Source organism: Sulfurimonas lithotrophica, assembly GCF_009258225.1.
GTDB classification, from domain to species: Bacteria; Campylobacterota; Campylobacteria; order Campylobacterales; family Sulfurimonadaceae; genus Sulfurimonas; species Sulfurimonas lithotrophica.
The window spans coordinates 2,207,949-2,231,576 of the sequence record NZ_CP043617.1; the positions used below are offsets into that span (position 1 = coordinate 2,207,949).

A 23,628-nucleotide genomic window follows, 5' to 3' on the forward strand; every position below is an offset into this window, starting at 1 on the left:
GACGCGATTATATCCAAAAAAGCCTATATTATGCATAATTTTTTCTAACTGGTAACCAAAATGAAGAAAAAACGTAATCATTCTGATACATTTTATATATACAATCCCGAAACTAAACTAAGGAAAAACCCAATATGTTAGAAAGAATTTTTACTATAGATGCATACAATGAAGAACTGGAGATATTTGATAATTTAGACGATGAATGTGCCCAAAGTATATGTGAAAATAATCTTGAAATCCCTAAAGAATATATAAATAAAATCAGTTGCAAAAATGATAGTTTTACAATATATTTAGCAAATTCGAGATCTTACTATCGTGATGACTGGTATGTAAACTTGCAACGTTTAGAATATGTTTCTTAATAATTTTTAGATATATTCGTTTTCATCTTTTATAAAACTTTTGGGAAACTGTTTTAAAAACATATCAGCCGCCAAACCGTTTCCATATTCTAATATATTTTTATCTTTATCTAAAATAGGCGTAGTCCCTAAACCGCATGAAGGAGATTTTGATTTTAAAATAACTTCGTCTGCATCTAAATATTTTTCTAAAAAAGAAGCTATCTCTTCTTTTAGTTTTTGTGTGACGTCTATATTTGTTTCATCCGTAATAATTCTATTTTTATTATCGACTAAAACAACATTTATTCTCTCCCTTGGAGTTCCAAAAAGAGGAGCTTCGGGACAAAACGGAATAATTTCACAATCTTTAAACTTGTTTATAACTGCATCTACGGCTTTTGTTTTACCGTCATACCTGCAATACTCACCTAACAAACATGCAGATATTATTACTTTTTTTTTCATTATTTTTTTACTAAAAGAGTTATAAATATTTTTATATATTGATGATTAAAACGATTACGCATCTGCTCATCTTTCATCATATACGTCAGTGCTTCAAAGCTACTCATCTCTTTTCGATATGGTCTTGTACTAGTTAGTGCATCAAAAACATCGCAAATAGAAAGTATGGATGCGAATATACTAATCTCACCTTTTTTTAAATGATTTGGGTATCCTGAACCGTCATAATTTTCATGGTGGTGCATAATTGCTTCTATGATATGGGGGTTATGAATATGATTATGTTTTATAATTTCCGTGCTGTACATGGCGTGTTTATGTATATCTTCTATCTCATCTGCCGATAATTTGGAGTCTTTTAGTACAATATTATTATCTACTTTTTTTATCCCTATATCTTGTAGATATCCTGCCATCCCTAATGATAAAAGTTTTTTGTCTTGAATTTCAAGTGATATACCTAGGTTTACGGCATAGATAGCTACGTGTAATGAATGGTGTGCAAGCATATTATCATTTTGAAAATGTATTATATTTTCTTTTACAAAATTTCTATTATGTCTAATAAGTAAAATAATCGCTTTTATCATAGACTCCACATCTTCAAAATCAAAGAGATTGTCGGATGATTTTAAAAAATTATCAAAAAAGATATCATTCATTTTATATAAATAATTTATGCAATACTCGGGATTGTGTTTGGCATAAGATATATACGTTTCTAAATTTTTAGACTCGTTTTTTCGTAAATCTACATACTTTTTTGGAATAAAAACAGCTTTTTGAGACTGCAATACATCATATATTTTATCATCTATTAATGTACCCGCTTTAACGGCTATTGTAGAATCGTCTTGTTCTATATACATATCGTACGGCAAGATAACATCTTTATTTATTGTATCTAATGCAATCTGATATTTATCTATATTTTGCCCTTTTTTAACTTTTATCAGCATAGCAATCCTTAACTTATCGACAGATTATGACACTTTTTATCTCTGTCATCTCCTCAATGGCAAACTTTGGACCTTCCCGTCCTACTCCGCTTAGTTTTACACCGCCGTATGGCTGAATATCAAACCTAAGCGTCGGCATATCGTTTATAACAACCCCGCCTGCATCAAGTTCGTCTATTGCACGGTTTGTTAATGATAAATCGTTCGTAAACACCGAAAACTGTAATCCATATGGAGAGTTGTTCATACGAGGAAGTGCATCGTCAAAACCGTTAACCTTAACAAGTGAGACAATCGGAGCAAAAACTTCCTCACATACTATAGCCATATCATCACGCACATCTGCCATTACACAAGGATAAAACGTTCTATCTTCGACTTTAGGTTCTAAAAGGGCACGAGCACCTTCATCTATCGCACTTTGTACCCAACTCATTGCGCGTTCACACGCATCATCATCAATAAGAGGTCCCATAAAGGTCTCTTCATCGTATGGACTTCCCACTTTTAGTTTTTTAGTCTCTTCTGCCATCTTTTGTGCAAACTCATCATAAATATCTGCATCTACATAGATACGCTGAAGAGAGATACAAACTTGACCCGAATTTATAAATGCACCTAATGCACATCTGTTTGCTGCTAAGTCTAAATCAGCCGACTTGTCTATAAACGTAGCGGCATTACCGCCAAGTTCAAGTCCGACTTTTTTAATCCCTGCAGATTTTGTAATTATTTCCCCGACGGGTACGCTTCCCGTAAAACTTACAACACGGGGAATGTCGGATGTTACTAAAGCAGAACCAACCTCTGCATCCCCGTAAACTACACTTAGTGCATCTTTTATGGCATATCTGCTGTTTATGAAAAGTTTTGCAAACTTGTATGCAGTCAAAGGAGCTTCGGGTGTCGGTTTTAGTACAACTGCATTTCCCGCAACTAAAGCAGGACCTAGTTTATGTGCAACTAAATTTAGAGGAAAATTAAACGGTGTAATAGCAGCTACTACACCGACAGGCTCACGTCGAAAAAAACTCATAGTTTTTTTACCGCTTGCCATTGCATCCGTGTTTATCGTCTCACCATGCATTGTACGCATAGTCTCTGCACTTAATGTTAAAGTCTCTATAGCACGATCAACCTCAACCCGTGCAAATGCCAAAGGTTTTCCGACCTCATCAGTTATGGTCATAGCTATATCTTCTTTATTTAAAGCAAGATTATTTGCTACATCTAAAAGCCAGTTACATCTTTGGCTTAGTGTAGATGCACGGGTAGCTTTTGTTGCCTTCTGGGCTATTTTTAAGGCCTTGATTGTATCATCTGCATCACATACCGGAGCGGTAGAAACAACCCTTTTATTGTATGGACTTCTTCTTTGGCTTATCTCATCTTTTGTAGCCTCGTTTGAGCCAAAAAAAATCTTTGCACTATTCATCATATCCCCTAAAAGCAATAATAATATAAATTGATTATAACATTTAATATATTTTTTTAATTTAAAGGTATTGTTTTTTATGTTATCATTGTTGATAATATATACATAAGGAGGATGTTATGAACACTACTCGTTATTTATTTCAATCGCCTTATCACTCTCAGGTTCAATTTGGCAGACCTGATCCAAGTAGTGAACAAAACCAAAAAACTGACAATAATTTAACCAACTTAAATGATGTAAACAACAGTGTGCAAAAAGAGGCTCAGAGTTTTCAAGCTACTCAAACCACGGAAGTTAAACCAAAAGTTAGTTCAGCAAATAAACTTGATGTTTATGCTTAAGTTATTTGATGTAGTTATTATCTTTTAGTATCTCTATAAAAGTATCAGCCATCATTTCATACCCTTTTTCATTTGGATGAACATAGTCGCTTTTTAGATTATTTCTTCTTTGAATATAACCTATAATATCTTCCTCATAAAGTACATCTTCTTCTTGTGCCACTTCATGGTATAAATCTATTGCATCCATATCAAGCAGGTTAAATTCAGGCACACCAACTAGTAAAACTTTTGCACCGACCTCTTTTATGCTTTTAATCATTTTTTTAAGGTTTGATTTTAGTTCATTACGAGGCAGTTTTTGCAATATATCATTTCCGCCGTGACACAAAATAACCAAGTCGGGTTCAAAAGCCAAATAATCTTTTAATCTCTCAACACCCTCGGCAGATATCTCACCGTTAACGCCTGCATTTATTGTATTTAATAATGTTTTTTCTTTAAAAAAATCAGGATAACTTTTATCTGAACCAAATCCATATGTAAGACTATCGCCAAATGCCAAAACAGTTGCATCGCTACTCAAAAGTATTTCCTTGTCATTATTTGTCATATTGCGAAAGAAGATTATTATACTTAAAATAAGAAGTGCTACAATTAGATAGTTTTTCATATATACTCCTTAAAGAGTTATATTCTCCACATAAGAGATATCATCTTGTACTACAACTATAGCATCGTAAACATAATTCAAATCTAAAGAATTTTTTTTCATGTAAATATCGCCTGTTTTTATAAGGCGTGAGAGTTTTGTCGGAGTGATATTTTGGATAGCCTTTTCATAATCTTCAGCACTTTTAACTTCTATGAAATGAAGAACTTCATCCTTTATGCTTATTATATCTATCTCACCAAAACGTGAGTAAAAGTTTCTATCAACTATCTCATGACCATGATCGTAAAGATATTTAGCCGCCAATTCTTCGGCAATATCTCCTTTTTTTCTACTCATTTAGCAATTAATAACTTCCACTTTTACAGATTTAAATGCAGCCGTTAAAATCAACTCATCACACTTGTCTCCAAATAGAGCATTTATACGTGAATCTGCATGATGAAAAGTTACAAATAAAGTTTTTGGTTTTACCTTGTCGGTTAGTTTTACGGTAAGTGGATTAGTTTCTCCATACTCAGTTTTTAGTATAACTTTATCACTTGTAAAATCTGCGGCATCATCTTCACATACAAGTAAAATATCTTCAGGATATCTCTCTAAAAGAGAGTCTGTCTGTTTTGTTTGAGCAGCATTGTTGTAATGTGCCAGTGTACGCCCTGTTGTAAGATGATAACCGCTTAAAGTTTTTTTAGTAATCTCTTCAACCATCCCGCGTAACTCATACTGTTTATAGTGAAATCTTCCATATCCGTCTTCCGTACGAAAGTCCAGTTGATGTAAAATTGGAGTATCTTCTGTGTGTACTGGCCATTGCAGACCGCGTTTACGGTGTTTTTCAAGTCTATGATAATCTGCTCCGCTAAAGCGTCTATATGCTACGCGCTGTACCTCTTCCCAAATATCTTTGGAAGAAGTATATGAAGCACTCCCTCCCATCTTATTGTCAAGTTGTTTTAAAACTTCCCAATCATCAGGCAAGTCTGATTGTACAAGAGGCTGTGATAGATGCAGACGACGCATTGCATTTACATATACACCGGTTTTTTCATATGCCGATTTTACGCCTACGACTATATCTGCTTTAGAAGCGATATCGGTCATAAAAAGCTCTTGAACCATTACAAATTCCAAGTTTTTTATAGCTTTGTCAACTTTGTTAATATTTGGATGAATATGCGTTAGATCCTCACCTATATTCAATACGGCTTTTACACGACCTTCTATCATCTCATCTACAAGTTGTGGAGTCATAAGTCCCACCTCTTTAGGCTCTTGATAATCAGGGTCGTAATATGGGAGCATACCCATATCACAAGCACCTTGAACATTGTTCTGTCCACGAAGAGGCATAAGTCCTGTACCGCTTTTACCTATATTTCCAGTCATAAGGGCTAAATGCGTTATAGCCATAACTGCATATGAGCCGTCAAGATGTTCAGTAATACCCAGACCCCAGAATATCATAGAGTTTTTAAGCGCATATTCACGTGCAACTTTGCGGATAGTTTTTGCCATATCTTCATATCCGGCTATCTCTTTAAAATAATCGGGATTAGCATACGGATCGTTTAATATCTTATCTTTAAACTCTGCAAAACCTTTAGTGCGTTCAGCTATAAAACTCTCATCATAAAGTTCTTCATCTATAACTACGTATGCAAGCATATTCAGTACAAGCAGATTTGCTTCATGCGGCATAATAGCTTTGTACTTTGCAAAACGGTGAAGTTTAATTTCACGAACATCAAATACAGCCAAGTTATCATGTTCACGTGCTACATCTAAAATACGGTTTGCGATAATAGGGTGGGCTTCAGTCGTATTTGAGCCTATAACTATCATAAACTCGGCATTGTAAATATCATTGTAAGGATTAGTAGCAGCACCTTCCCCTATGGTCGTACGCATCCCTTTGAGTGAGGGTGAGTGGCATACGCGGGCACAGTTATCAACGTGAGGGGAGTTTAAAGTATGACGTGTAAATTTTTGGAAAAAGTAAGAGTTCTCACAAGAAGTTCTAGCTCCGCCGATTGAACATACGGCTTTACGTCCGTATTGTTCTTGAATCTCTTTTAGTTTGATGGATGCTGCAGTGGTAGCCGTATCTAAATCACATTCATACCACGTATCATCAAAATCTTTTAATTTTGAGCCGATTGCATTTTTAATTGATGGATTTTTTTCTAAAAAGCTTTTTTTAATTCTCGGTGCTCTTAGACGGTTTGGAGATTCTACAAAGTCATGACCGTATTTACCTTTTATACAAAGTTTTCCCTGTGAAACTACTCCGTCGGGATGAGCAAATATCTTTGTAATTTTATTTTCTTTTATATCTACGTTTGCCGCTATATCACAACCAACACCACAATAAGTACATACACTGTCTATCGTTTGAATATTTTCCATAAAATCATCTCTTTATCTTTATTTATTATAGTTAGACTATCCTAATCATTACGGGTTTTGTATTTACAAACTCTAAGTCTTCTAACTCGTCAATCATCTTTTGTATATCACTCTCAAGTGCTACATGAGTTGAAATCAATAGATTAGCACTTGTCTCGGATGTTGATTTTTGAAGCATTGTTTTAACCGAAATATTGTTGTTTTCAAAGATTTTTGTAATCTTTGCCAATACGCCTGTTTTATCGTTTACGTTTATACGAAGGTAGTATTTGGATTCTATTTCACCTGATGGTTTTAAAGTGAATTTTCCCTCTATCGGTTTATCAAACCCAAGCATCGGTGCAGATTTTCCGGCACGTGCTATATCTATAATATTTGCTATTACGGCACTTGCCGTTGCATCTCCACCGGCACCCGGACCGTAGTATAGAGTTTCACCCACTTTATCGCCGACTACACTTATACCGTTCATTACACCGTCGATTTTAGCAATCATTTCATCTTGAGATATCATAGCGGCATGTACACGCAGCTCAACTTCGTTAGAGTCTTTTTTGGCAATTCCGAGAAGTTTTATAGCATATCCGAACTCTTTTGCAAACGCTACGTCTTCGCTTGATACGTTTTCAATACCTTCAATTAAAATATCTTCAGGTTTTGCATCTATACCGTATGCAATAGATGCAAGTATAAGAAGCTTATGCGCAGCATCAAATCCACCCACGTCAAATGTAGGATCAGCTTCGGCATAACCAAGGTCTTGGCTCTCTTTTAGAATTGCATCATATGCAACTCCCTCATTTGCCATCTTAGTCATCATATAGTTACAAGTACCGTTTAAAATACCCATAATAGATTCGATATGATTAGCTGAGAGTCCATCACGAAGTGCATTGATTATAGGTATTCCGCCTGCAACCGCTGCCTCATATTCAAATGCTTTATCTTTTGCCAAGTCTTGTAGTTCATATCTATGGTAAGCTAAAAGTGCTTTATTAGCAGTAACGACTGCTTTTCCGTTTTTCAATGCTTTTTTTACTACTTCATAAGGCTCTTCTATACCACCCATAAGTTCAACTACTATATCAATTTCAGGGTCATTTAGAATATCATCGGGATTATCGGTAAGTGCAATATCTACACCCCTGTCACGCCCAAGAGTTTTTACAACTCCGCTTTTGGCTACTATCTCTACACCGGCACGAGCACTTATAATGTCTGCATTATCTTTTAAAATATTTGCAACACTTGCACCGACTGTACCGACACCGATTATCCCGACTTTTAGCATATTATTTTTCCTCTTGAAACTGTTTTAAAAACTCTTTAATATTTCTTGCAGCTTGACGGATGCGGTTGTCATTCTCTATCAGCGCTATACGCACATAACCCTCACCGTATGTTCCAAAACCGATTCCCGGAGCTACCGCTACACCCGCTTCGGTTAGAAGTCTTTTTGAAAACTCCAATGAACCTAGATGCGCAGCACATTCAGGTATTTTTGCCCAAGAGAACATACTCGCTTGATTTTTACGTATATGCCACCCTGCACGTCCAAACGCTTCTATTAAAACATCTTGACGGTGATCATACTTGTCAACTATATCTTTTACACACTGCTGGTCACCGTTTAATGCTACCGTAGCCGCTACTTGAATAGGCGTAAACATACCGTAATCAAGCCATGATTTTATCTTTTGAAGTGCACCGATTAATTTTTTATTACCTACAAAGAAACCTACGCGCCAGCCTGCCATATTGTAACTTTTTGAAAGTGTAAAACTCTCTACAGCCACATCTTTTGCACCGGGAACCGACATAATAGAAGGTGTCTTATATCCGCCAAAAGTGATATCACCATATGCGATATCACTAATTACATAAAACCTCATCTCTTTTGCCATAGCAACCAAACGCTCGTAAAACTGAGGGGTTACTGTTGCCGTTGATGGGTTATGCGGGAAGTTTACAAGTACATATTTTGGTTTTGGTGATGTTTCTTGAAAAACTTTTACTAAATCTTCAAAAAATTTATCTTCATCAATTTTGTAATCTTCATCAAAACTAATTCCAAATTTTGCAACGTTTCCACCTGCTAATATAAATGCATATTCGTGAATAGGATAAGTCGGATCGGGTACAACCACTACGTCACCGGGATTTGTAATAGCGTATGATAAATGTGCATACCCCTCTTTCGAGCCCATAGTAGCTACACATTCAGTTTCAGGATCAAGTTTACAATCATATCTCTGCTCATACCAGTCAGATATAGCTTTAAGTAATTTTGGTATGCCCTTGGAAGTAGAATATCCATGAGTTTTTGTTTTCTTGGCCGATTCAACAAGTTTCTCTCTTATGTGCTCTGGCGTATCCCCATCCGGGTTACCCATAGAAAAATCTATAACATCTTTACCTGCACGACGCTCTTGCATCTTAATGTCATTAACTTCTGCGAAAACATATTTAGGGAGTCTTTCAACTCTGTTGAATCTTATCTCATCAAACAAAAGAATTTCCTTGGTTTAAATTATTTTTCGTATTTTAGCCAAATAAGTTAAAGATGTGCTTTATCTCTCTCCTATAGGCGTTAAATAGAGGCTGTCCTTGATATTTTTTAGTGTATAAATATCTGAGATTTTTATATATTTTGCATTTTGCGGAATGTTTAAATACATAGCACGTCTTTTAGTATCTCTTTTTACTACCTTTAACAGATGCAAAGAAGCATCAAAGTATGTAATATACGGATACCAAGAGTTTCTGTAGCTACTCTCAATTTTTAGTTTTTGTATCCCGGATACATCCAACCAATATGAATAAAGCGAGCGGTTGAGTTCAACTTGTTCTCCATCAATCAACATATCAACGGCTAAGAAAGCATCTCTCATATCTACGCTGAAAGTCCATTCCGTTTGAGTATGTCTTATAACATCGACTATTTTTGAACCGCTGTTATATAATTCTCTTTGTAAAACTTGAGGATCGGTAACATACTCGGCTTTTAAAGTTATTGACCATGTAAACCCGCTTTCGTTTAGTTTTGATTCTTTTGTAACATAACGATAATAACCTATATTTCTTAAAGCATCCCCCATAATTTTTACAAAAAACAAAGGGTTGTCGCTAGTATGAAAATTAATCCTTAACTCTTTTGGTTTTTTAAAATAAAGATTTAGCAAACCGTTATCTTTAAGTGTTTGAACAACTTTAACGGAATCTATTCTACCATTGACTATAAAATCTGATTTTGGAGAAAAAATAATATTTATATATGCTTGATTTTTTTTATATGTACTCTCATCCAAAAGAGATTTGATTTTTAAATCAAGTTCTTCTATAAGAGGACTTATATTTTCTATATTAACCGATGACTCCGTTTTAAATTGAGTCTCATTTTCTTGTTCATAAATTTCTTGGGCAAAATTAAGGGAACAAAACAACAAAAGCGATAAAAAAAGTTTTACCATTCTTTACCTTTATTTAAATCAAGAAACTCTTCATAGTTTATCTTTTTAAGATGACCGTCTTTGTATAAAAAACGTATATTTCTATAATCTTTATGTTTATCTAATTCACCGTTAATATTAAATGTAACATGACCGTGTCCAAGTGTAATTAACCAATGACCTTTTGGATCTAACTCTAACTCCTCTGACTGCTCAAGAGTTATCTGCTGTTTTTTATCGGTATTTAAATTTATATAACCCACCCACAATTTCGTTTGAGGAATAATTTTAAATTCATTTAAAACTTTTTCTTCAGGCTTAATTTGCTCTACTTCATTTTGTGGAACAATCTCTTCTTGAGGTTTAATTTTTGAAGTCACTTCTTCAATTTGTTCGTTATCTATTTTATGGTTTTGTTCTATATCGGATGATGGCATATTTACGGCTACTATTATAAAAATAATAACTGCAGCAATAATATAATACAGAGTATAACTACTTGTTTTTTTAGGTGTTATAAAAACTTTTGACTCTATGGTCGGGCTCTCTTGTATCTGTGAAAAATGTGCCATTCCTTCGGCTCTTAAATCACTTAAATCCAGTGAATACTCTCTCTCAAGTATCGATACGAAACCAAGAAATTGTATCTTGTTCATAGATTTAAAATAACCGTTTACCAAGTCTTCACATGAAACTTTTGGTATATGTGTTTTTTCATGTATCTTTTGTGCACCGATGCTTTTTATTTTTTCATAGTTTGCATTGGTTACTTTATTTGTATCTTCAAAATTTACATCCTGGTTTTCACTCATATCTCATCCTATCCATCAAAATTGCTCCTGCTACGCTTACGTTCAAGCTATCAAACTGATGTGACATTTTTATACTTACTACCTCATCAAGTTTTGAGCTTACTCTATTAGTTAGACCTTCACCTTCACTACCTAGAACAAGTACCCTCTTTTGTTTTGGTTTGATATCTCTTACGTCTTTGCCGCCCATATCCGCTCCGTATGATGTAAAACCAGATGTTTTAAAATCATTTAGTACGTTATGTATGTTAGTCTCTATTGCAAAAGGCATATCGTAAAGTGCACCCGTACTTGTACGCATAATTGCTTCAAGCGGAAGTTTTTTAACCCCACATGCAACCACGGCATCTACGCCAAGTGCATATGCACTTCTTATAATAGCCCCGATATTACCTACATCTGTAAGCGAAGATAAAACCAAAATAAACTTTTTATCCAGAAATGATTTATACTCATGCAAATTATACTCTTCAACTTCAGCCAACATACCTTGATGCGATGCATTCTTGCACATCTTTCCCGCTGCTTCGGCAGGTATTCTCTTAACCTCAAAACCAATCTTCATAAGACGTGAATATTCTTTTTTATCAATTTCACGTGCAAGATAAAGAGTTTTAATTTTTTGGGGATAATTTTTGATTATATAATTAACCGGTTGTTTAGCATAAATTAACATGGAGGTATTTTACCCAAAATATTTTAAACTTCCAACAATCTTTGGTAACAAGCTTTGGTATTTTCACCCGTAATTTTAGAAATAAGCTTTGCTTGTTGTTTCTTTGGGATATCTAAGGCAAGAATGTCTTTTTGGCTAATAGCACTTGCATTTTGAGCCTCAGATGCTTTTATAACTACTACCCATTCACCTTTAAAATTTCCATCAAGTTTTTTTAGGCATTCTGTTGCATTACCGTTTATATAACGCTGATACTTTTTAGTGAGTTCTTTTGCCAAAAAAATCTCTCTTTGGCTATCTGCATCCGCAAGCTCGTTTAAAAGCTTTTCCAAACGATGCGGAGATTCATAAAGCACTGTTGTATAACCACTGTTTAATGCACCCTCTAATGAAAGACTTCTATCTTTTCCTTTGTGAGGCAAAAAGCCCCAAAAAAGCATTTTAGTCTCAATAAAGCCGCTTGCTACAAAAGCGGTTAAAACTGCATTTGCACCGGGAAGTACATCATACTCTATATCGTTATCGATGCAGTATCTGACTAAAAGCTGTCCCGGATCACTCACTCCAGCCATTCCGGCATCACTTACATAAACAACATTTTGCTCAAAAAATGATTTTTCAAGTTTTTCAACAAAAGATTTTTCATTATGTGAATGCAAAGATATAAACTCTTGATTTTCTCTAAAAACGGTGTTGTAACGCTCTTTTAAAATGTGGATTAATTTTTTTGTAACGCGGGTATCTTCGCAAAGAAGTGTTTGGGCATTGCTTAAAGCCTCAATAGCACGAAGTGATATATCACTTATATTTCCAATCGGAGTTGGAACGAGAGTTAACAAGGAAAAATCCTTGATTAACCCATATTGTAACGTTTTTTGAACTTGTCGATACGACCTGCAGTATCTACCATTCTCTCACTTCCTGTGAAGAAAGGGTGACATTCATTACAGATGTCGATTCTCATGCTGTCTTTTTCACTTTTTGTTTCAAAAGTGTTTCCACATGCACATGTTACTGTACAAGTTACCAAAGTCGGGTGGATATCTTTTTTCATTATTTTGCCTTTTGCATCGCGTCGAAGTACGCAATACTATATATTTTTTAATTCCGTATGGGTGCGGAATTTTGGAGCTGAAATTATACCCAAAATTTCCTTAGGTTACAACAATACTTTTGAAGCGACTGCCATAACGGCACTTTCACTTCTTAAAACCATAGGGGTATCGAGTCTAAAAACCTCTAAAGATTTTAAGAACTCTTTCTCATCTTGAGAAAAACCACCCTCGCAACCGATAATAACAGTAGATATATCTTTTACTTCATCTAAAGTCTTCTCGACAAAATCAAAAACTTTTGCATCCGGATTTTGTTTTACAAACTCCTCTAAAGATGAACTTGTATCAAATTCTATTTTTTGTGTTGAACCACACTGTTGCATAGATGCATGAAGTATCCTATCAAATCGTTTAAAATCAAGCTTTATATTTCGCTGACTTCTTTTACAATCTATAAAAGTTATTTTACTTACACCGATTTCACTCAAACTAGGAAGTACCTTTTCTACACTTTTAGCATCTACTTTACACCAACCTATATGCAACTCTTTTTTTGCTTTTATTTCAAATACTTTAGAGTCTTGCAAAGATAAAGTAACTTGTTTTGGCTCTATAGCATCAACTCTATATGTGTGGAGTTTTTTAATATCATCTTCATTTCTAAAAGCTATCTTATCATCTACTTTATGACGACGTACTTTTACAAGATACTTATGTAGTTCACCTTTAAGTATTAAAACTTCATTACCTGCATTTTCATCAAAGATATATATCATTTTGCTATGCTAACCATCCAAATATAGATAATTAAAGTACCAATAAATTCAAGTGCAAAAATCTTTTTAGCCTTCTCTTTAAAAAGTAAAAAACCTTCTTTATCGCTATTTAATACATACTTAAAAGTTTTTGCGCGCTTAGCTTCTAAAACTATTAACACAATACCATAAACTATCATAACAATATTTTCTAGTGTGAACGATAGATGTTTTGCAGCCATCATTATCACGCCCGTAAATAAAACTGCACCTATCATCGTCCCGACAATAGGGTTAAAAAGCATTGTAAATTTTCTATATTCTTGTACACTTTTTGCACTAAATAATTTGTAAAAATTTACACCTATAACCAATAAAACAGCTAACACACTATAGTTGTGTGCTACAATACTCATACTATACATTTCATTCATAATGAAATTTTACTATAATTATTATTATTTTTTATCAGGGCAGTACATATGGAAGTTACAATAGAGCAAGCACTCGATTTTATCTACAAAAACACAATTAAAAAAGCAACAAAAATTTTACCGATGGAGCAGGCACTGGGATTTATCATGGCAGAAGATATAAGTGCAACCCATAACCTGCCACCGTATGATAATTCGGCAATGGACGGGTATGCCGTTAAAATATCGGATGCTTCTAAATGTGTAGAGGTGACAGATACTATATTTGCCGGTGATAATTCAAAAGCTGTTTTAAAAAATGGATGTGGCATAAAAATAATGACGGGTGCAAAAATACCCGAAGGGACTGAAGCTATAGTTCCAAGAGAAGATACTACCGAATGTGGGGACGGTGTAGTCCTTCCAGATAGCCTATCTGAAGGAAGACATATACGTCATTGTGGAGAGGATATAAAAAAAGGTGAAATACTTTTACACAAAGGGGAACGTCTTGGGGCTCATCAAATCACACTTTTAGCATCTCAAGGGATTAGCCATATAAAGGTATATAAACAACCTCGTGTTGCAATATTTGCAAGCGGCAGTGAGCTTAAGATGCACTTTGAGAGTGTAGTAGATTCGTATCAACTGTACAACACAAATGCTCCCGCACTAAAAGCCAGATGTGAAGAGCTTGGTTGTGAAGTTGATTTCATAGGTACTGCAAAAGACTCTCTTGAAGAGTTACAAGAGCATCTTGAGAGTGCGCTAAACAGTGACTTGATTATTACAAGCGGTGGAGTTAGTGTCGGAGATGCAGACTATACAAAAGAGGCGTTTGGTAGTTTTGGCATGGAGACTTACTTTGATAAGGTTCAAATAAAACCCGGAAAACCGACAACTTTTGGTCGTATAAACAAAACTATGGTATTAAATCTTCCCGGAAATCCACTTGCTGCATCTGTAAACTTTGAGCTTTTTGGTCAAAGTATCATTTTAGCAATGAGCGGGGCAAATGAGAAATACCTAAATACTATAGATGCAAAAATGGCAGAGGAGTTTAAACTAAGAGCTGGTCGTCGCACACTGCTTCCCGGTTATTTTGACGGCTCAAAGTTCACACCTAGCAAGAACTTTGCACCCGGTATGGTAAAACCTCTCTCAGAGGCTAACTCTTACATAATGATAAGCGAAGAGTGTAGTTTAATTAAAGAGGGAGATATAGTAAAAATACTTCCTATTAGATTTGCATTTAATTCAAATGAGCAAAACAGTTTAGTAAGTCCTTAGACACTATCTGGATTTACAAACTGCTCACCGCGCTTTAGTTTCTCAAATAAGTCTTTATCTTTCCAATCCGCTTTGATTGCATCAGAGAATATTATATCGTTTAAATCAATGATTCCCATCTTTTGCGAATATGCATCTTCACGAAAACATTGTGCATAACCTGTATCTGTTTCATGAACTATAATACTGTGCAGTTTAACATCTCTTTCACCGTTTATACCGCGTGTTAACTCTAAAACTCTGTCTATCATTAAAAATATAACACGGCTAAACTGCTCACATGATGGTGATACAGGTAAAACCACCCATCTGTCTGAGTGTTTTTTCATATCTGCTATATACTCATCTGAATCTTGATTCCAAAGAGTTATCCCATGGTCAAACGAATCAACCAAAGTTTTCATATTGTCTTTCATTAAACCAAAGTCATACACCATCTGGGCATTATCTAAAAAGTCTGATTCAAATAAAAGTTCAATTTTATATGAATGTCCGTGGATTGAGCTTCTGCATCTAATAGTTGAGCAATCTCTGACAATATGTGTATTTTCAAATTTAAATAATTTACGAATTATCATCTTATACGCCTTTTTCTTTATCCCAAATTCTCATGTGTAATCTATCTGAAAAATTATAACCTCTATCTTTGCAATACTCAATCAACTCCATGGAGTTTTGTTCCAACTCTTTTTTATCCGATGCAACGGGCATACAATATACTCCAATATTGGGAGCATGGGAGCTTATATCTTCTATCTCTTCATCTAAAGCTGCATTTATCGACTCTGCATCTATAGAAAACTTAAAAAAAGAGTCTTTAGAGTTTAGTGATATTGAATTTATAATGTCAGGTCTTACCCTTTTTCTATAGCTCTCTTCTGAGTTTGAGAGTTTTACCGAGAGTGCAAATATACACTCTTTATATACAGGATGCTTTTCAAAGTCAACTCCAAGAGAACCGTTTGTCTCAAAAGTGATCCTGTGAGATTTTTTTTGTAAAGCCTTTAAAAACTCTATAAATATCTCATCATTGGCATATATAAGCGGTTCCCCACCGGTTAAAACTACATCCACTGCATTTGGAAGATCATATATATCCAAAACATTTAAAAGGTCTTCCACTCTGTTTATCGGTATCCAGTTTTTTAAAAAATGTTCTTTATCGACTGCATATATGGTATCGCAACCAGTTATTTCACTTCCATCTTCAAGCTGTTCCGTGCAGCCAAAACCTTTACAAGTCATATTACATCCGCCAAAACGAAAAAACAAACTTGGAGTACCTACGTAACGTCCTTCACCTTGGATAGAGTAAAAATGTTCTACAAGGTATAGCAAGATTTAACCGCCTGTCTCATAAAAAGCACGATTTGATGACTCACCGTCTTCACCGCCCCAACGATTTTTCTCAGGTTTAGTACGTACCACTTCTTTTAAAACTGCCGTAGCACCTTTTATATCTCCACGTTTTACAGCCTCACCTATACTCATAGCTTCATCAAAATATAAACACGGTATTAAGTTACCCTCGGCAGTTAAACGAATACGGTTACACTGTTTACAAAAATCATCTTCATAAGGCTCAATAATACCAAATCTGTAACCATCATCCATAGTATAATAGTGTGATGGGCTTGCACCGTCAAAACCGTCATCGCTAAAGCTGTACTTTTCTCTTAACAAAGCTAATAATTCCGGAGATTTAAGACCTTTTATCTCAGCTTTTGCATGTTGGTTTTCCATATATTCAATAAATCTTATAGACATCCCACGAGCTTTACAGTATTCAAGTACATCTATAATCTCCTCGGCATTAACCGTTTTCATCGGAACCATATTTACTTTTACTTTAAGTCCTACTTTTAATGCCTCTTCAACACCTGCCAAAACATTCTCTAAAACATCTTTTCCTGCTATATCACGAGCAACTTCAGGCTTTAGAGTATCTATGCTTACATTTATACGTTTGAGCCCTGCATCTTTTAGTTTCTGAGCAGCACCTTTTAGTAAAAATGCATTTGTAGTCATTGCCAAGTCAATCTCTGGTGCATAATCGTATATCATCTTTATAAAAGTGTCCAAGCCTTCACGAAGAAGTGGTTCACCACCTGTAATACGGATTTTTTTAACACCTTCGTCTATACAAACTTTTACAAACTCAAAAAGTTCCTCAAAGGTAAGTAGGTTTTCTTTTGGAACCCAAGAAAAGGGTTTCTCGGGCATACAGTAGTTACATCTAAAATTACATCTCTCAGTTACGGATATACGTATATAGTCAACTACTCTATCATACGAATCAATCAGCATTTAAAATCTCAGTTTTTAGTTTTTTAAACTCTTCCTCTGTTAATATACCCTCTTCTTTTAGCTTATGGGCTTCTTTAATTTTTTCTATCTTTGATTTAGAAACATACTCTACTTTAGGTGCGACTTTAATTGGCTCTTTTTCCTCTTTGTCATCATCATAAATTAAAGATTCTATTTTTTTCTCAAGTATAGAACCGCTAAGTTTTGTTTTTTTAATCTCTTTTAGCCCAATAGTTGAATCTACTTCCTCAAATTCAAAATCACCGCCAGGCAGCGTATTTATTCTAAAAAAGTAAGTTTTACCGGACTCAGTACTAAAATCGATATCTTTAGTTATAAGTGCAGATCGTGTCGCAGATATTTGTACGTTTTTTGAAGCTTTTAGGTTAATAGCGGTATATTCATTTTCTACAAGCGTTTTATCTATCCCTATTCTATTTATTTGCAGAAAGTACTTTCCCATATTCATAGCATCATTATCTTGCAGTATTTTATTTGCATAAACATATACTAAAGCAGAGTTTTCAAGTGGGTCTTGTTCTTTAAAAGGTACCTTATCGGCACAACCAAAAAATGAAAGTGTTATTGTAAGTGTTATTAGTGTTTTTATTATTGTGTTCATACGAAGTATTATACACAAGTTTTATAAATTTTAAATTGATTTGTGAAAAAGAGGAAGTTTATAGATATTCTCAAGCCAAAGCTTGAGAATAATATAGTTTAACAACTATTAGAAGTTGTAACGAGCCCAAAGACGAAGTCTATCATCAGATTCCCATAAACCAGCCGCTTTGTTAGCTGCTGTTCTATCTAAACTGCGAAGCATAGCTGAAGCCCAGTAAGTAACACCACCAGCTTTAACTTTGTAGATTAAATCTAATTCTGAATAATCTTCAGCAACTGCTATACCAGCAACTGCATTTCTATCATCAGTAGTCATATTATAGTTAACAATAACTTTACCCATATCTCCCATATTATATGCAGCTTTTAAACCAATAGTACTTGCATCACTAGAGATAAAGTCTTGGTTATAGATAGCTTGAGTAAATAAAGGTGATTTAATACCAGTACCAGTATTTTTAACAGCTATTGTACCATCATCAACTGTAGTATATGCTAATTCAACCATTAAATTATCAACCGGTTTCATACCAACTTTTACACCTAATGCAGAAGTATCTTTATTTAAAGCTCTAGTTACAGTAGCATCATCTTTTATATCTGGTGAAATATTACCATACTGAAGACCTATGTTAAGACCTAGTGGTAAATCTTTACCTGCGATTTTAGCATCAATCCATAATGCTGTAGCATTGTTACCATTATTATCTGCCGTTGCAGTTGCTGCAGTACCAGCAAGTGGAGCTAAATCAATACCATGTAAAGTGTAGTATGAAGCTGTTAATGCAGTCATTGGAATTGACTTATTAGCAACTGTCAACATATATGCTCCATCATTTACATCTAACCCAGCACCTTTTAAATCAGATAAAGTGCTATAGTTAGCATTTGGATCATTTGATTCACCTACCCATGCACCAACAATTGTAGTGTCTTTTATATCTGTATTAATAGCTACGATAGCATCAAAAGTATTTTTAAATACATTCCAACCCTCTGAATACGCTAGAGGAGAAAGTGATTTTGGAAGTTCTTGACGACCAAGTTTTAAAGTAGTGTTTCCTATTTGTTTAGCTACAAATATTTTACTTAACATTATCTGCGTAGTTAAATCATTATTTAAACTTTGCCCAGCATCTGCTCTAGTTCCAGAAACAAGATTTTTTTCTAAACCTAAAGTACCAATATAAGAAGCTTGTGTTCCTAAAGTGAAACCATTACCAATATCACCACCAATGTTTAGCTGCAAACCAACATTTGCCATTGATTCATCTTTATCAAACATACCTTTATCAGCTCTTGTATCATCAGTATGAGTTTCATAATAAATTACTGCCTGACCAGTAGTTGTTAAATCTACACCTTTATCAGCTGCCATTGCACCTGTACTAATTGCAGCTACAGCCGCTAAAGAAACTAAAGTTTTTTTCATTCTATTCTCCTGTTTTGTTTTAACAAACCCATAGAGCTAATCCATCCCTTTTTCTAAGCCATTAAGGCTTTTTCAAATCAACTTTTCGCTATATGAGTTTATTAATATCGGGAATATTGTATATCAGTAAAAATAAATTTAGTCTTAAAATCCCAATAATATTTGCAAATTGTTTATTTTTGGACAATATTTTCGATGTTTAAATAATTTTTAAGCAAAATGTATCATATTTTTGTGACACTAAGAATTTTCTAAATGACAAATTTTTGCCATATTCTATTTTATATATGTATTTAATATCTACTATAAATAGCATATAAAAGACTAATTTTGCTATAATTTTTCAAATTTTAATTAGGAAAAAATATGAGATTTAGAGATTTAAAAAACAATAATAAAACAAAAAACATACAAAAACAAACAAATCGAAAAGCTCACTATGCCAAAACAAGTTTAAGGATAAAAGCTTTTATTACTGATTTGTTTATGATTTATGCACCTATTCTTTATGTAATTACATATATTTTTATGGGTGGTAAAGATGAATTTCAAGAATCAAACTTAGCCCCTTTTATAGGTGTTAGTTTATATGCTCTAATATACAGTCTTTTAGTTGGTAAATTCGGTCAAACCCCTGGTAAAAAAGCATACGATATTAAAATAGTAGATGCAAAGACCGGTCAGTTACTTGGCTTTTGGCGTTCTCTTTGCAGATTTGTTATGTTTTTATTCTCAGCCGCTATTTTACTTGGTCTTATGACTCAGCTATATAGAAAAGACAATCGTACTTTACATGATTTGATTTGCGGAAGTGTTGTTATACAAGATACTAAACTCTAGTATCTTGTATATGTTATCTTAATCCTTTAAACTTATACTCTGCACCTAAAGAGAAATTTGAAAGTTCATCCGTAACAGTATGATCTATATAAAAATTTATATTTTCACTAAACTGATACCCTGCACCTATACCTACTGAGACTTCCATACCGTCATTACCGTAAGATGATTTATCAACTGAATAATAAACCATACCCGCCCTACCTTTAGCATAAAAATCTTCAGTAAATTCGTATGTATAAGTAGCATATCCTCCAAGTGTTGAAAAGTCAACTTCGTATGAACCTTTAGAAGGTGAAATAATTGAATGTGTGAATTCTGCTTCAACTCCCAAATTTCCGGGACCGTCTTTTAGATTTTTAAAAGGAAACCCACCTTTTAGAATAAGCCCTAACCCACTGTCAAGTTTATCAGCAGATTGAATAGCAAAACCTGCACCTAAATAGATGTCGTTTTCATCTACAGGTACCTTTGCATATGTATGTATAGTTAATGTGCTCAGCGAAATGATTGTTAATATAATATTTTTCATGTAGAATCCTTTAAATTATATTAAAATATCTTACATTAAAAAAATAAATTTAAAATAAATAAAAAGGATATATACCCCTAAGAAATAGGGGTATGAAGTATATGAAGAAGATTAGTGTAAATCTCTCCATACTTGTTTTTTCCAAAGAAGTGCAAAGATTGCAAAGATTACCATAAATATCATTACATTTTTACCGATAGCTTCTCTTTCATGTCTTTTAGTATCAGCAGAATCAGCTAAATACTCTATAACTTTCTCAGCTGCATCTGCAGTAACACCTACACGAGGCATTGCAGTTCCAGCTAAGTGATTTTGCGGATTTTCGATAAACGTACTTAAAAAGTGTTCATTACGAGAACGATAGTACATACTTAAATCCGGTGGCAGTTTACCCATATAAGCTTTTAAAGAATCTTGATATTCCAAAAGTTTAATGTCAAACGCTAAAGAATCTTTTTCATGTTTAAACCTAGGTTTCGTACCAAGTTGAGTCCAGTTTTCATAACCAACAGCGTGACATCTACCACAAGCATCTTCAAATGCCATAGCAGGAGTTACTTCTTCTGGTTTAACGGCAATAGACTGTAAGTAAGCTACCATATCAGCAACTTCTTGATCTATATCACCACCCATTCCGTAAAAAGGAACCATTGGGTGCATTTTACCGCTTGCAGCATCAAATTTATGCTCAACTTTAAGAGCATGAGCAGGGTTTTTAATTAAATCACTCAAAAATTTAGCTTCATATATAGCACCTGCATTTGATAAATCAGGTGGATTCACACCATAACTTTGAGCTGCCATAACACCGTCCATAGGAGCAGGCATACCTGCAGCTTCTATAGAGTGACAACCTGCACAACCACCGTTTATAATCAACTCTTGACCACGAGTTGCATCACCTTTTTTAGTTAGCGCAGGAAGATCATTGTAAGTAAAACCTTCACTATCTACATGTTTATGCATTTGCGAATGAGCATACGGCTCAACTAAAAAATATGTTAAAAGTGTAAAGAAAACAACTACTGCTAATATTTTTAATTCTCTCATTTGTTTCTCCTTATACTTTTTTTTCGTTTTTAGTTATGAATGGCAAAATTATCCACATAGCTATAAACAACAGAGATGCAATTAGACCAATAGTACTAAAGATACCTTCCGGCGGTAATTTACCCATAGCCGTTAATACAACCATATCAACCAACATTACCCAAAACCAAATAGCAAATTTACCACGACGATTTGCAGGTACGGTATTTTCACTTCTGTCTAACCAAGGAAGCAACATAAAGATAACTTGTGCAAAACCAAACGCTACAAGACCAATATCAACAGGGAACGGTCTTAGAATCTCATATGACCATAAGAAATACCACTCAGGATAAATATGTGCAGGCGTTTTTAGTCCATCTGCCGGATCGAAGTTTACAGGATCTAGTGCAAAACCATAATGCCAGAAAACTAAATAAAAGAAGAAGATTAAGAAAAATCCTACAACCATTAAATCTTTAGATAAGAAATCATTAGCAAATCTCATAACTTTTGAACCTTTAGTATCACCGTCTAAATATTTTTTAGCTTCAACATCAAAGTCAATTTCTTCACCGTCTTGATTATTAACGTGAGGAATTCTAAGTGCTGCAAAGTGAAGACCGATAAGACCCATGATTGCTAACGGTAATAAAAATACGTGTAACATAAAAAATCTGTTTAAGAATGCTTGTGCAGGAACATAGTCACCACGAATCCACTCAACTAAACCGTCTAAGTGTAATGAACCTAAAGAAAAGATGTTAGTAATAACCATACCGGCCCAGTAAGACATTTGACCCCATGGTAACATATAACCCGAGAATGCTTCTGCAGAGAATGTTACGAATAACAACATACCTGAGATCCAAATCATCTCACGACCCTTTTTATAAGAACCGTAGTAAATACCGGTAAACATATGAATATATATTACAAGGAAAACAACCGAAGCTGCTACACCATGAACGTGTCTCCATAACCAACCAAAATCAACTTCTCTCATTATTGTATAGTTAACACTGTAAAATGCCGTATCTACACTTGGTTGATAATACATTAATAAAAATATACCCGAAATTGTAAGCAGACCGAAAGTTACTGCTAAAATCATACCCATTGCCCATAAGAAGTTGATATTTTTCGGAATCCAATACTCAGATGCCATTACCTTTTCAACTTTCTCAACTGCTAATCTTTGGTTTAACCAATCTTTAACACTTGTTGCTTTTGTAAAATGTGCCATTTATCCTCCCTTCTATAGCGTAACGCCGTTGTCTTTCATTGCTTGATACTCAGGACCAACTTCACCAAGTAACAATTTGTTACCATCTATTTTAAACGGAGGAATATCAAATCCACGCGGTGGTGGAACTTTTGTAACTAACCCTGATGCACTAAACATACCACCGTGGCATGCACATAAGAAATCTCCCTTGTCTTTTCTAAATGCCGGAATACATCCTAGGTGTGTACATAAACCGATAGCAATCATAAAATTGTCGTTTCCAACTTTAATATTTCTTGCTTGCGCTTCCGGATTTCCTTCTTCATCTTTCATCATCTCTGGAGTCTTTTTAAGAACAAAGATTGGCTTACCACGCCATTTTTCCGTAACCATTACACCCTCTTCATATATACTCATATCAAGAGTCGTAAAACCTGCAGCTTTTACACTTGGAAGTGGATCCCAAGATTTTTTCATAGCTACCAATGAACCTATTGCACCTAAACCTGCAACAGCTCCAAACGCTTTTCCCATAAAACCTCTACGGCTATTTTCTTTCATACTTTCTCACTTTTGTGAATTTTTACGCCTTATTATATACTAAACTTATT

The 23,628-nt window shown here is 34.5% G+C and carries 28 protein-coding genes; 4 read left to right on the top strand and 24 right to left on the bottom strand.

The window, feature by feature from the left end:
* Window positions 1–134: 134 nt before the first annotated feature.
* Window positions 135–368 carry a hypothetical protein gene (locus FJR48_RS11000; protein ID WP_152308175.1) on the top strand — a complete coding sequence of 78 codons (234 nt, stop codon included), beginning with the start codon at window positions 135–137 and terminating at the stop codon, window positions 366–368.
* A gap of 6 nt (window positions 369–374) precedes the next feature.
* On the opposite strand, the gene FJR48_RS11005 is transcribed toward FJR48_RS11000, so the two are convergent.
* The 3 genes from FJR48_RS11005 to FJR48_RS11015 are packed head-to-tail and all read right to left on the bottom strand — an operon-like array spanning window position 375 to window position 3,209.
* The gene (locus FJR48_RS11005) at window positions 375–815 is read right to left on the bottom strand and encodes a 2-thiouracil desulfurase family protein (RefSeq protein WP_152308176.1); all 441 of its coding nucleotides are present in this window, start codon (window positions 813–815) and stop codon (window positions 375–377) included.
* Window positions 815–1,774, bottom strand: a complete 960-nt coding sequence (locus tag FJR48_RS11010; RefSeq protein ID WP_152308177.1) for an HD domain-containing phosphohydrolase — start codon at window positions 1,772–1,774, stop codon at window positions 815–817. The genes FJR48_RS11005 and FJR48_RS11010 overlap by 1 nt, the downstream gene beginning before the upstream one ends.
* A gap of 13 nt (window positions 1,775–1,787) precedes the next feature.
* Complete coding sequence (locus FJR48_RS11015; protein ID WP_152308178.1) at window positions 1,788–3,209, bottom strand: aldehyde dehydrogenase family protein; 1,422 nt, start codon at window positions 3,207–3,209, stop codon at window positions 1,788–1,790.
* A gap of 119 nt (window positions 3,210–3,328) precedes the next feature.
* Here FJR48_RS11015 and FJR48_RS11020 point away from each other — a divergent pair, with 119 nt between their 5' ends.
* Window positions 3,329–3,553, top strand: coding sequence for a hypothetical protein (locus FJR48_RS11020; protein WP_152308179.1), 225 nt, complete (start codon window positions 3,329–3,331; stop codon window positions 3,551–3,553).
* Between the two features lies 1 nt (window position 3,554).
* Here the strand turns inward: FJR48_RS11020 and FJR48_RS11025 are convergent, their stop codons facing one another.
* From FJR48_RS11025 to FJR48_RS11080, 12 genes are all read right to left on the bottom strand, one after another.
* The gene (locus tag FJR48_RS11025; protein ID WP_152308180.1) at window positions 3,555–4,166 is read right to left on the bottom strand and encodes a GDSL-type esterase/lipase family protein; all 612 of its coding nucleotides are present in this window, start codon (window positions 4,164–4,166) and stop codon (window positions 3,555–3,557) included.
* A 9-nt stretch (window positions 4,167–4,175) separates the two neighbouring features.
* Complete coding sequence (locus FJR48_RS11030) at window positions 4,176–4,505, bottom strand: YraN family protein (protein ID WP_152308181.1); 330 nt, start codon at window positions 4,503–4,505, stop codon at window positions 4,176–4,178.
* Complete coding sequence (locus FJR48_RS11035; protein ID WP_152308182.1) at window positions 4,506–6,575, bottom strand: molybdopterin oxidoreductase family protein; 2,070 nt, start codon at window positions 6,573–6,575, stop codon at window positions 4,506–4,508.
* A 31-nt stretch (window positions 6,576–6,606) separates the two neighbouring features.
* Entirely contained in the window at window positions 6,607–7,866 is a 1,260-nt protein-coding gene (locus FJR48_RS11040) for a homoserine dehydrogenase (RefSeq protein ID WP_152308183.1), read from the bottom strand.
* 1 nt (window position 7,867) lies between these two features.
* On the bottom strand, window positions 7,868–9,085 hold the full coding sequence (locus FJR48_RS11045; protein ID WP_152308184.1) for an LL-diaminopimelate aminotransferase: 1,218 nt from the start codon (window positions 9,083–9,085) through the stop codon (window positions 7,868–7,870).
* Between the two features lie 60 nt (window positions 9,086–9,145).
* The gene (locus FJR48_RS11050; RefSeq protein ID WP_241856066.1) at window positions 9,146–10,045 is read right to left on the bottom strand and encodes a hypothetical protein; all 900 of its coding nucleotides are present in this window, start codon (window positions 10,043–10,045) and stop codon (window positions 9,146–9,148) included.
* Window positions 10,039–10,836: a hypothetical protein gene (locus tag FJR48_RS11055; RefSeq protein ID WP_152308185.1), complete on the bottom strand. Its 798-nt coding sequence runs from the start codon at window positions 10,834–10,836 to the stop codon at window positions 10,039–10,041. Before FJR48_RS11055 ends, FJR48_RS11050 begins: the two co-directional genes overlap by 7 nt.
* The gene (gene rlmB, locus FJR48_RS11060) at window positions 10,829–11,512 is read right to left on the bottom strand and encodes a 23S rRNA (guanosine(2251)-2'-O)-methyltransferase RlmB (RefSeq protein WP_152308186.1); all 684 of its coding nucleotides are present in this window, start codon (window positions 11,510–11,512) and stop codon (window positions 10,829–10,831) included. The genes FJR48_RS11055 and rlmB overlap by 8 nt, the downstream gene beginning before the upstream one ends.
* A 23-nt stretch (window positions 11,513–11,535) precedes the next feature.
* Complete coding sequence (gene rsmI / locus FJR48_RS11065) at window positions 11,536–12,351, bottom strand: 16S rRNA (cytidine(1402)-2'-O)-methyltransferase (protein WP_152308187.1); 816 nt, start codon at window positions 12,349–12,351, stop codon at window positions 11,536–11,538.
* Between the two features lie 14 nt (window positions 12,352–12,365).
* Entirely contained in the window at window positions 12,366–12,566 is a 201-nt protein-coding gene (rpmE, locus tag FJR48_RS11070; protein ID WP_152308188.1) for a 50S ribosomal protein L31, read from the bottom strand.
* A gap of 105 nt (window positions 12,567–12,671) precedes the next feature.
* Window positions 12,672–13,343, bottom strand: coding sequence for a 16S rRNA (uracil(1498)-N(3))-methyltransferase (locus FJR48_RS11075; RefSeq protein ID WP_152308189.1), 672 nt, complete (start codon window positions 13,341–13,343; stop codon window positions 12,672–12,674).
* The gene (locus FJR48_RS11080; RefSeq protein WP_152308190.1) at window positions 13,340–13,756 is read right to left on the bottom strand and encodes a hypothetical protein; all 417 of its coding nucleotides are present in this window, start codon (window positions 13,754–13,756) and stop codon (window positions 13,340–13,342) included. Before FJR48_RS11080 ends, FJR48_RS11075 begins: the two co-directional genes overlap by 4 nt.
* A 48-nt stretch (window positions 13,757–13,804) precedes the next feature.
* On the opposite strand from FJR48_RS11080, the gene FJR48_RS11085 reads away from it, so the two are divergent.
* Entirely contained in the window at window positions 13,805–15,025 is a 1,221-nt protein-coding gene (locus tag FJR48_RS11085; RefSeq protein ID WP_152308191.1) for a molybdopterin molybdotransferase MoeA, read from the top strand.
* Here the strand turns inward: FJR48_RS11085 and FJR48_RS11090 are convergent.
* The 5 genes from FJR48_RS11090 to FJR48_RS11110 all read right to left on the bottom strand — a co-directional run bounded on the left by FJR48_RS11090 (window position 15,022) and on the right by FJR48_RS11110 (window position 19,388).
* Entirely contained in the window at window positions 15,022–15,603 is a 582-nt protein-coding gene (locus FJR48_RS11090) for a 6-pyruvoyl trahydropterin synthase family protein (RefSeq protein WP_152308192.1), read from the bottom strand. The genes FJR48_RS11085 and FJR48_RS11090 overlap by 4 nt on opposite strands.
* Before the next feature lies 1 nt (window position 15,604).
* Window positions 15,605–16,363: a 7-carboxy-7-deazaguanine synthase QueE gene (locus FJR48_RS11095; protein WP_152308193.1), complete on the bottom strand. Its 759-nt coding sequence runs from the start codon at window positions 16,361–16,363 to the stop codon at window positions 15,605–15,607.
* 3 nt (window positions 16,364–16,366) lie between these two features.
* A complete protein-coding gene (moaA, locus tag FJR48_RS11100) occupies window positions 16,367–17,332 on the bottom strand; it encodes a GTP 3',8-cyclase MoaA (protein WP_152308194.1) in 966 nt (321 codons plus the stop codon).
* Complete coding sequence (locus FJR48_RS11105; RefSeq protein ID WP_152308195.1) at window positions 17,322–17,954, bottom strand: hypothetical protein; 633 nt, start codon at window positions 17,952–17,954, stop codon at window positions 17,322–17,324. The genes moaA and FJR48_RS11105 overlap by 11 nt, the downstream gene beginning before the upstream one ends.
* A gap of 108 nt (window positions 17,955–18,062) precedes the next feature.
* On the bottom strand, window positions 18,063–19,388 hold the full coding sequence (locus FJR48_RS11110; protein ID WP_152308196.1) for a hypothetical protein: 1,326 nt from the start codon (window positions 19,386–19,388) through the stop codon (window positions 18,063–18,065).
* A gap of 366 nt (window positions 19,389–19,754) precedes the next feature.
* On the opposite strand from FJR48_RS11110, the gene FJR48_RS11115 reads away from it, so the two are divergent.
* Window positions 19,755–20,228, top strand: coding sequence for an RDD family protein (locus FJR48_RS11115; protein WP_152308197.1), 474 nt, complete (start codon window positions 19,755–19,757; stop codon window positions 20,226–20,228).
* Between the two features lie 13 nt (window positions 20,229–20,241).
* Here the strand turns inward: FJR48_RS11115 and FJR48_RS11120 are convergent, their stop codons facing one another.
* The 4 genes from FJR48_RS11120 to petA all read right to left on the bottom strand — a co-directional run bounded on the left by FJR48_RS11120 (window position 20,242) and on the right by petA (window position 23,578).
* Window positions 20,242–20,760 (bottom strand): outer membrane beta-barrel protein, encoded by a 519-nt coding sequence (locus FJR48_RS11120; protein ID WP_152308198.1) that lies wholly within the window; start codon window positions 20,758–20,760, stop codon window positions 20,242–20,244.
* 111 nt (window positions 20,761–20,871) lie between these two features.
* Window positions 20,872–21,810, bottom strand: coding sequence for a c-type cytochrome (locus tag FJR48_RS11125; RefSeq protein ID WP_152308199.1), 939 nt, complete (start codon window positions 21,808–21,810; stop codon window positions 20,872–20,874).
* 10 nt (window positions 21,811–21,820) lie between these two features.
* Entirely contained in the window at window positions 21,821–23,035 is a 1,215-nt protein-coding gene (locus FJR48_RS11130) for a cytochrome b (RefSeq protein ID WP_152308200.1), read from the bottom strand.
* A gap of 12 nt (window positions 23,036–23,047) precedes the next feature.
* On the bottom strand, window positions 23,048–23,578 hold the full coding sequence (petA, locus tag FJR48_RS11135) for a ubiquinol-cytochrome c reductase iron-sulfur subunit (protein ID WP_152308201.1): 531 nt from the start codon (window positions 23,576–23,578) through the stop codon (window positions 23,048–23,050).
* Window positions 23,579–23,628 lie beyond the last annotated feature (50 nt).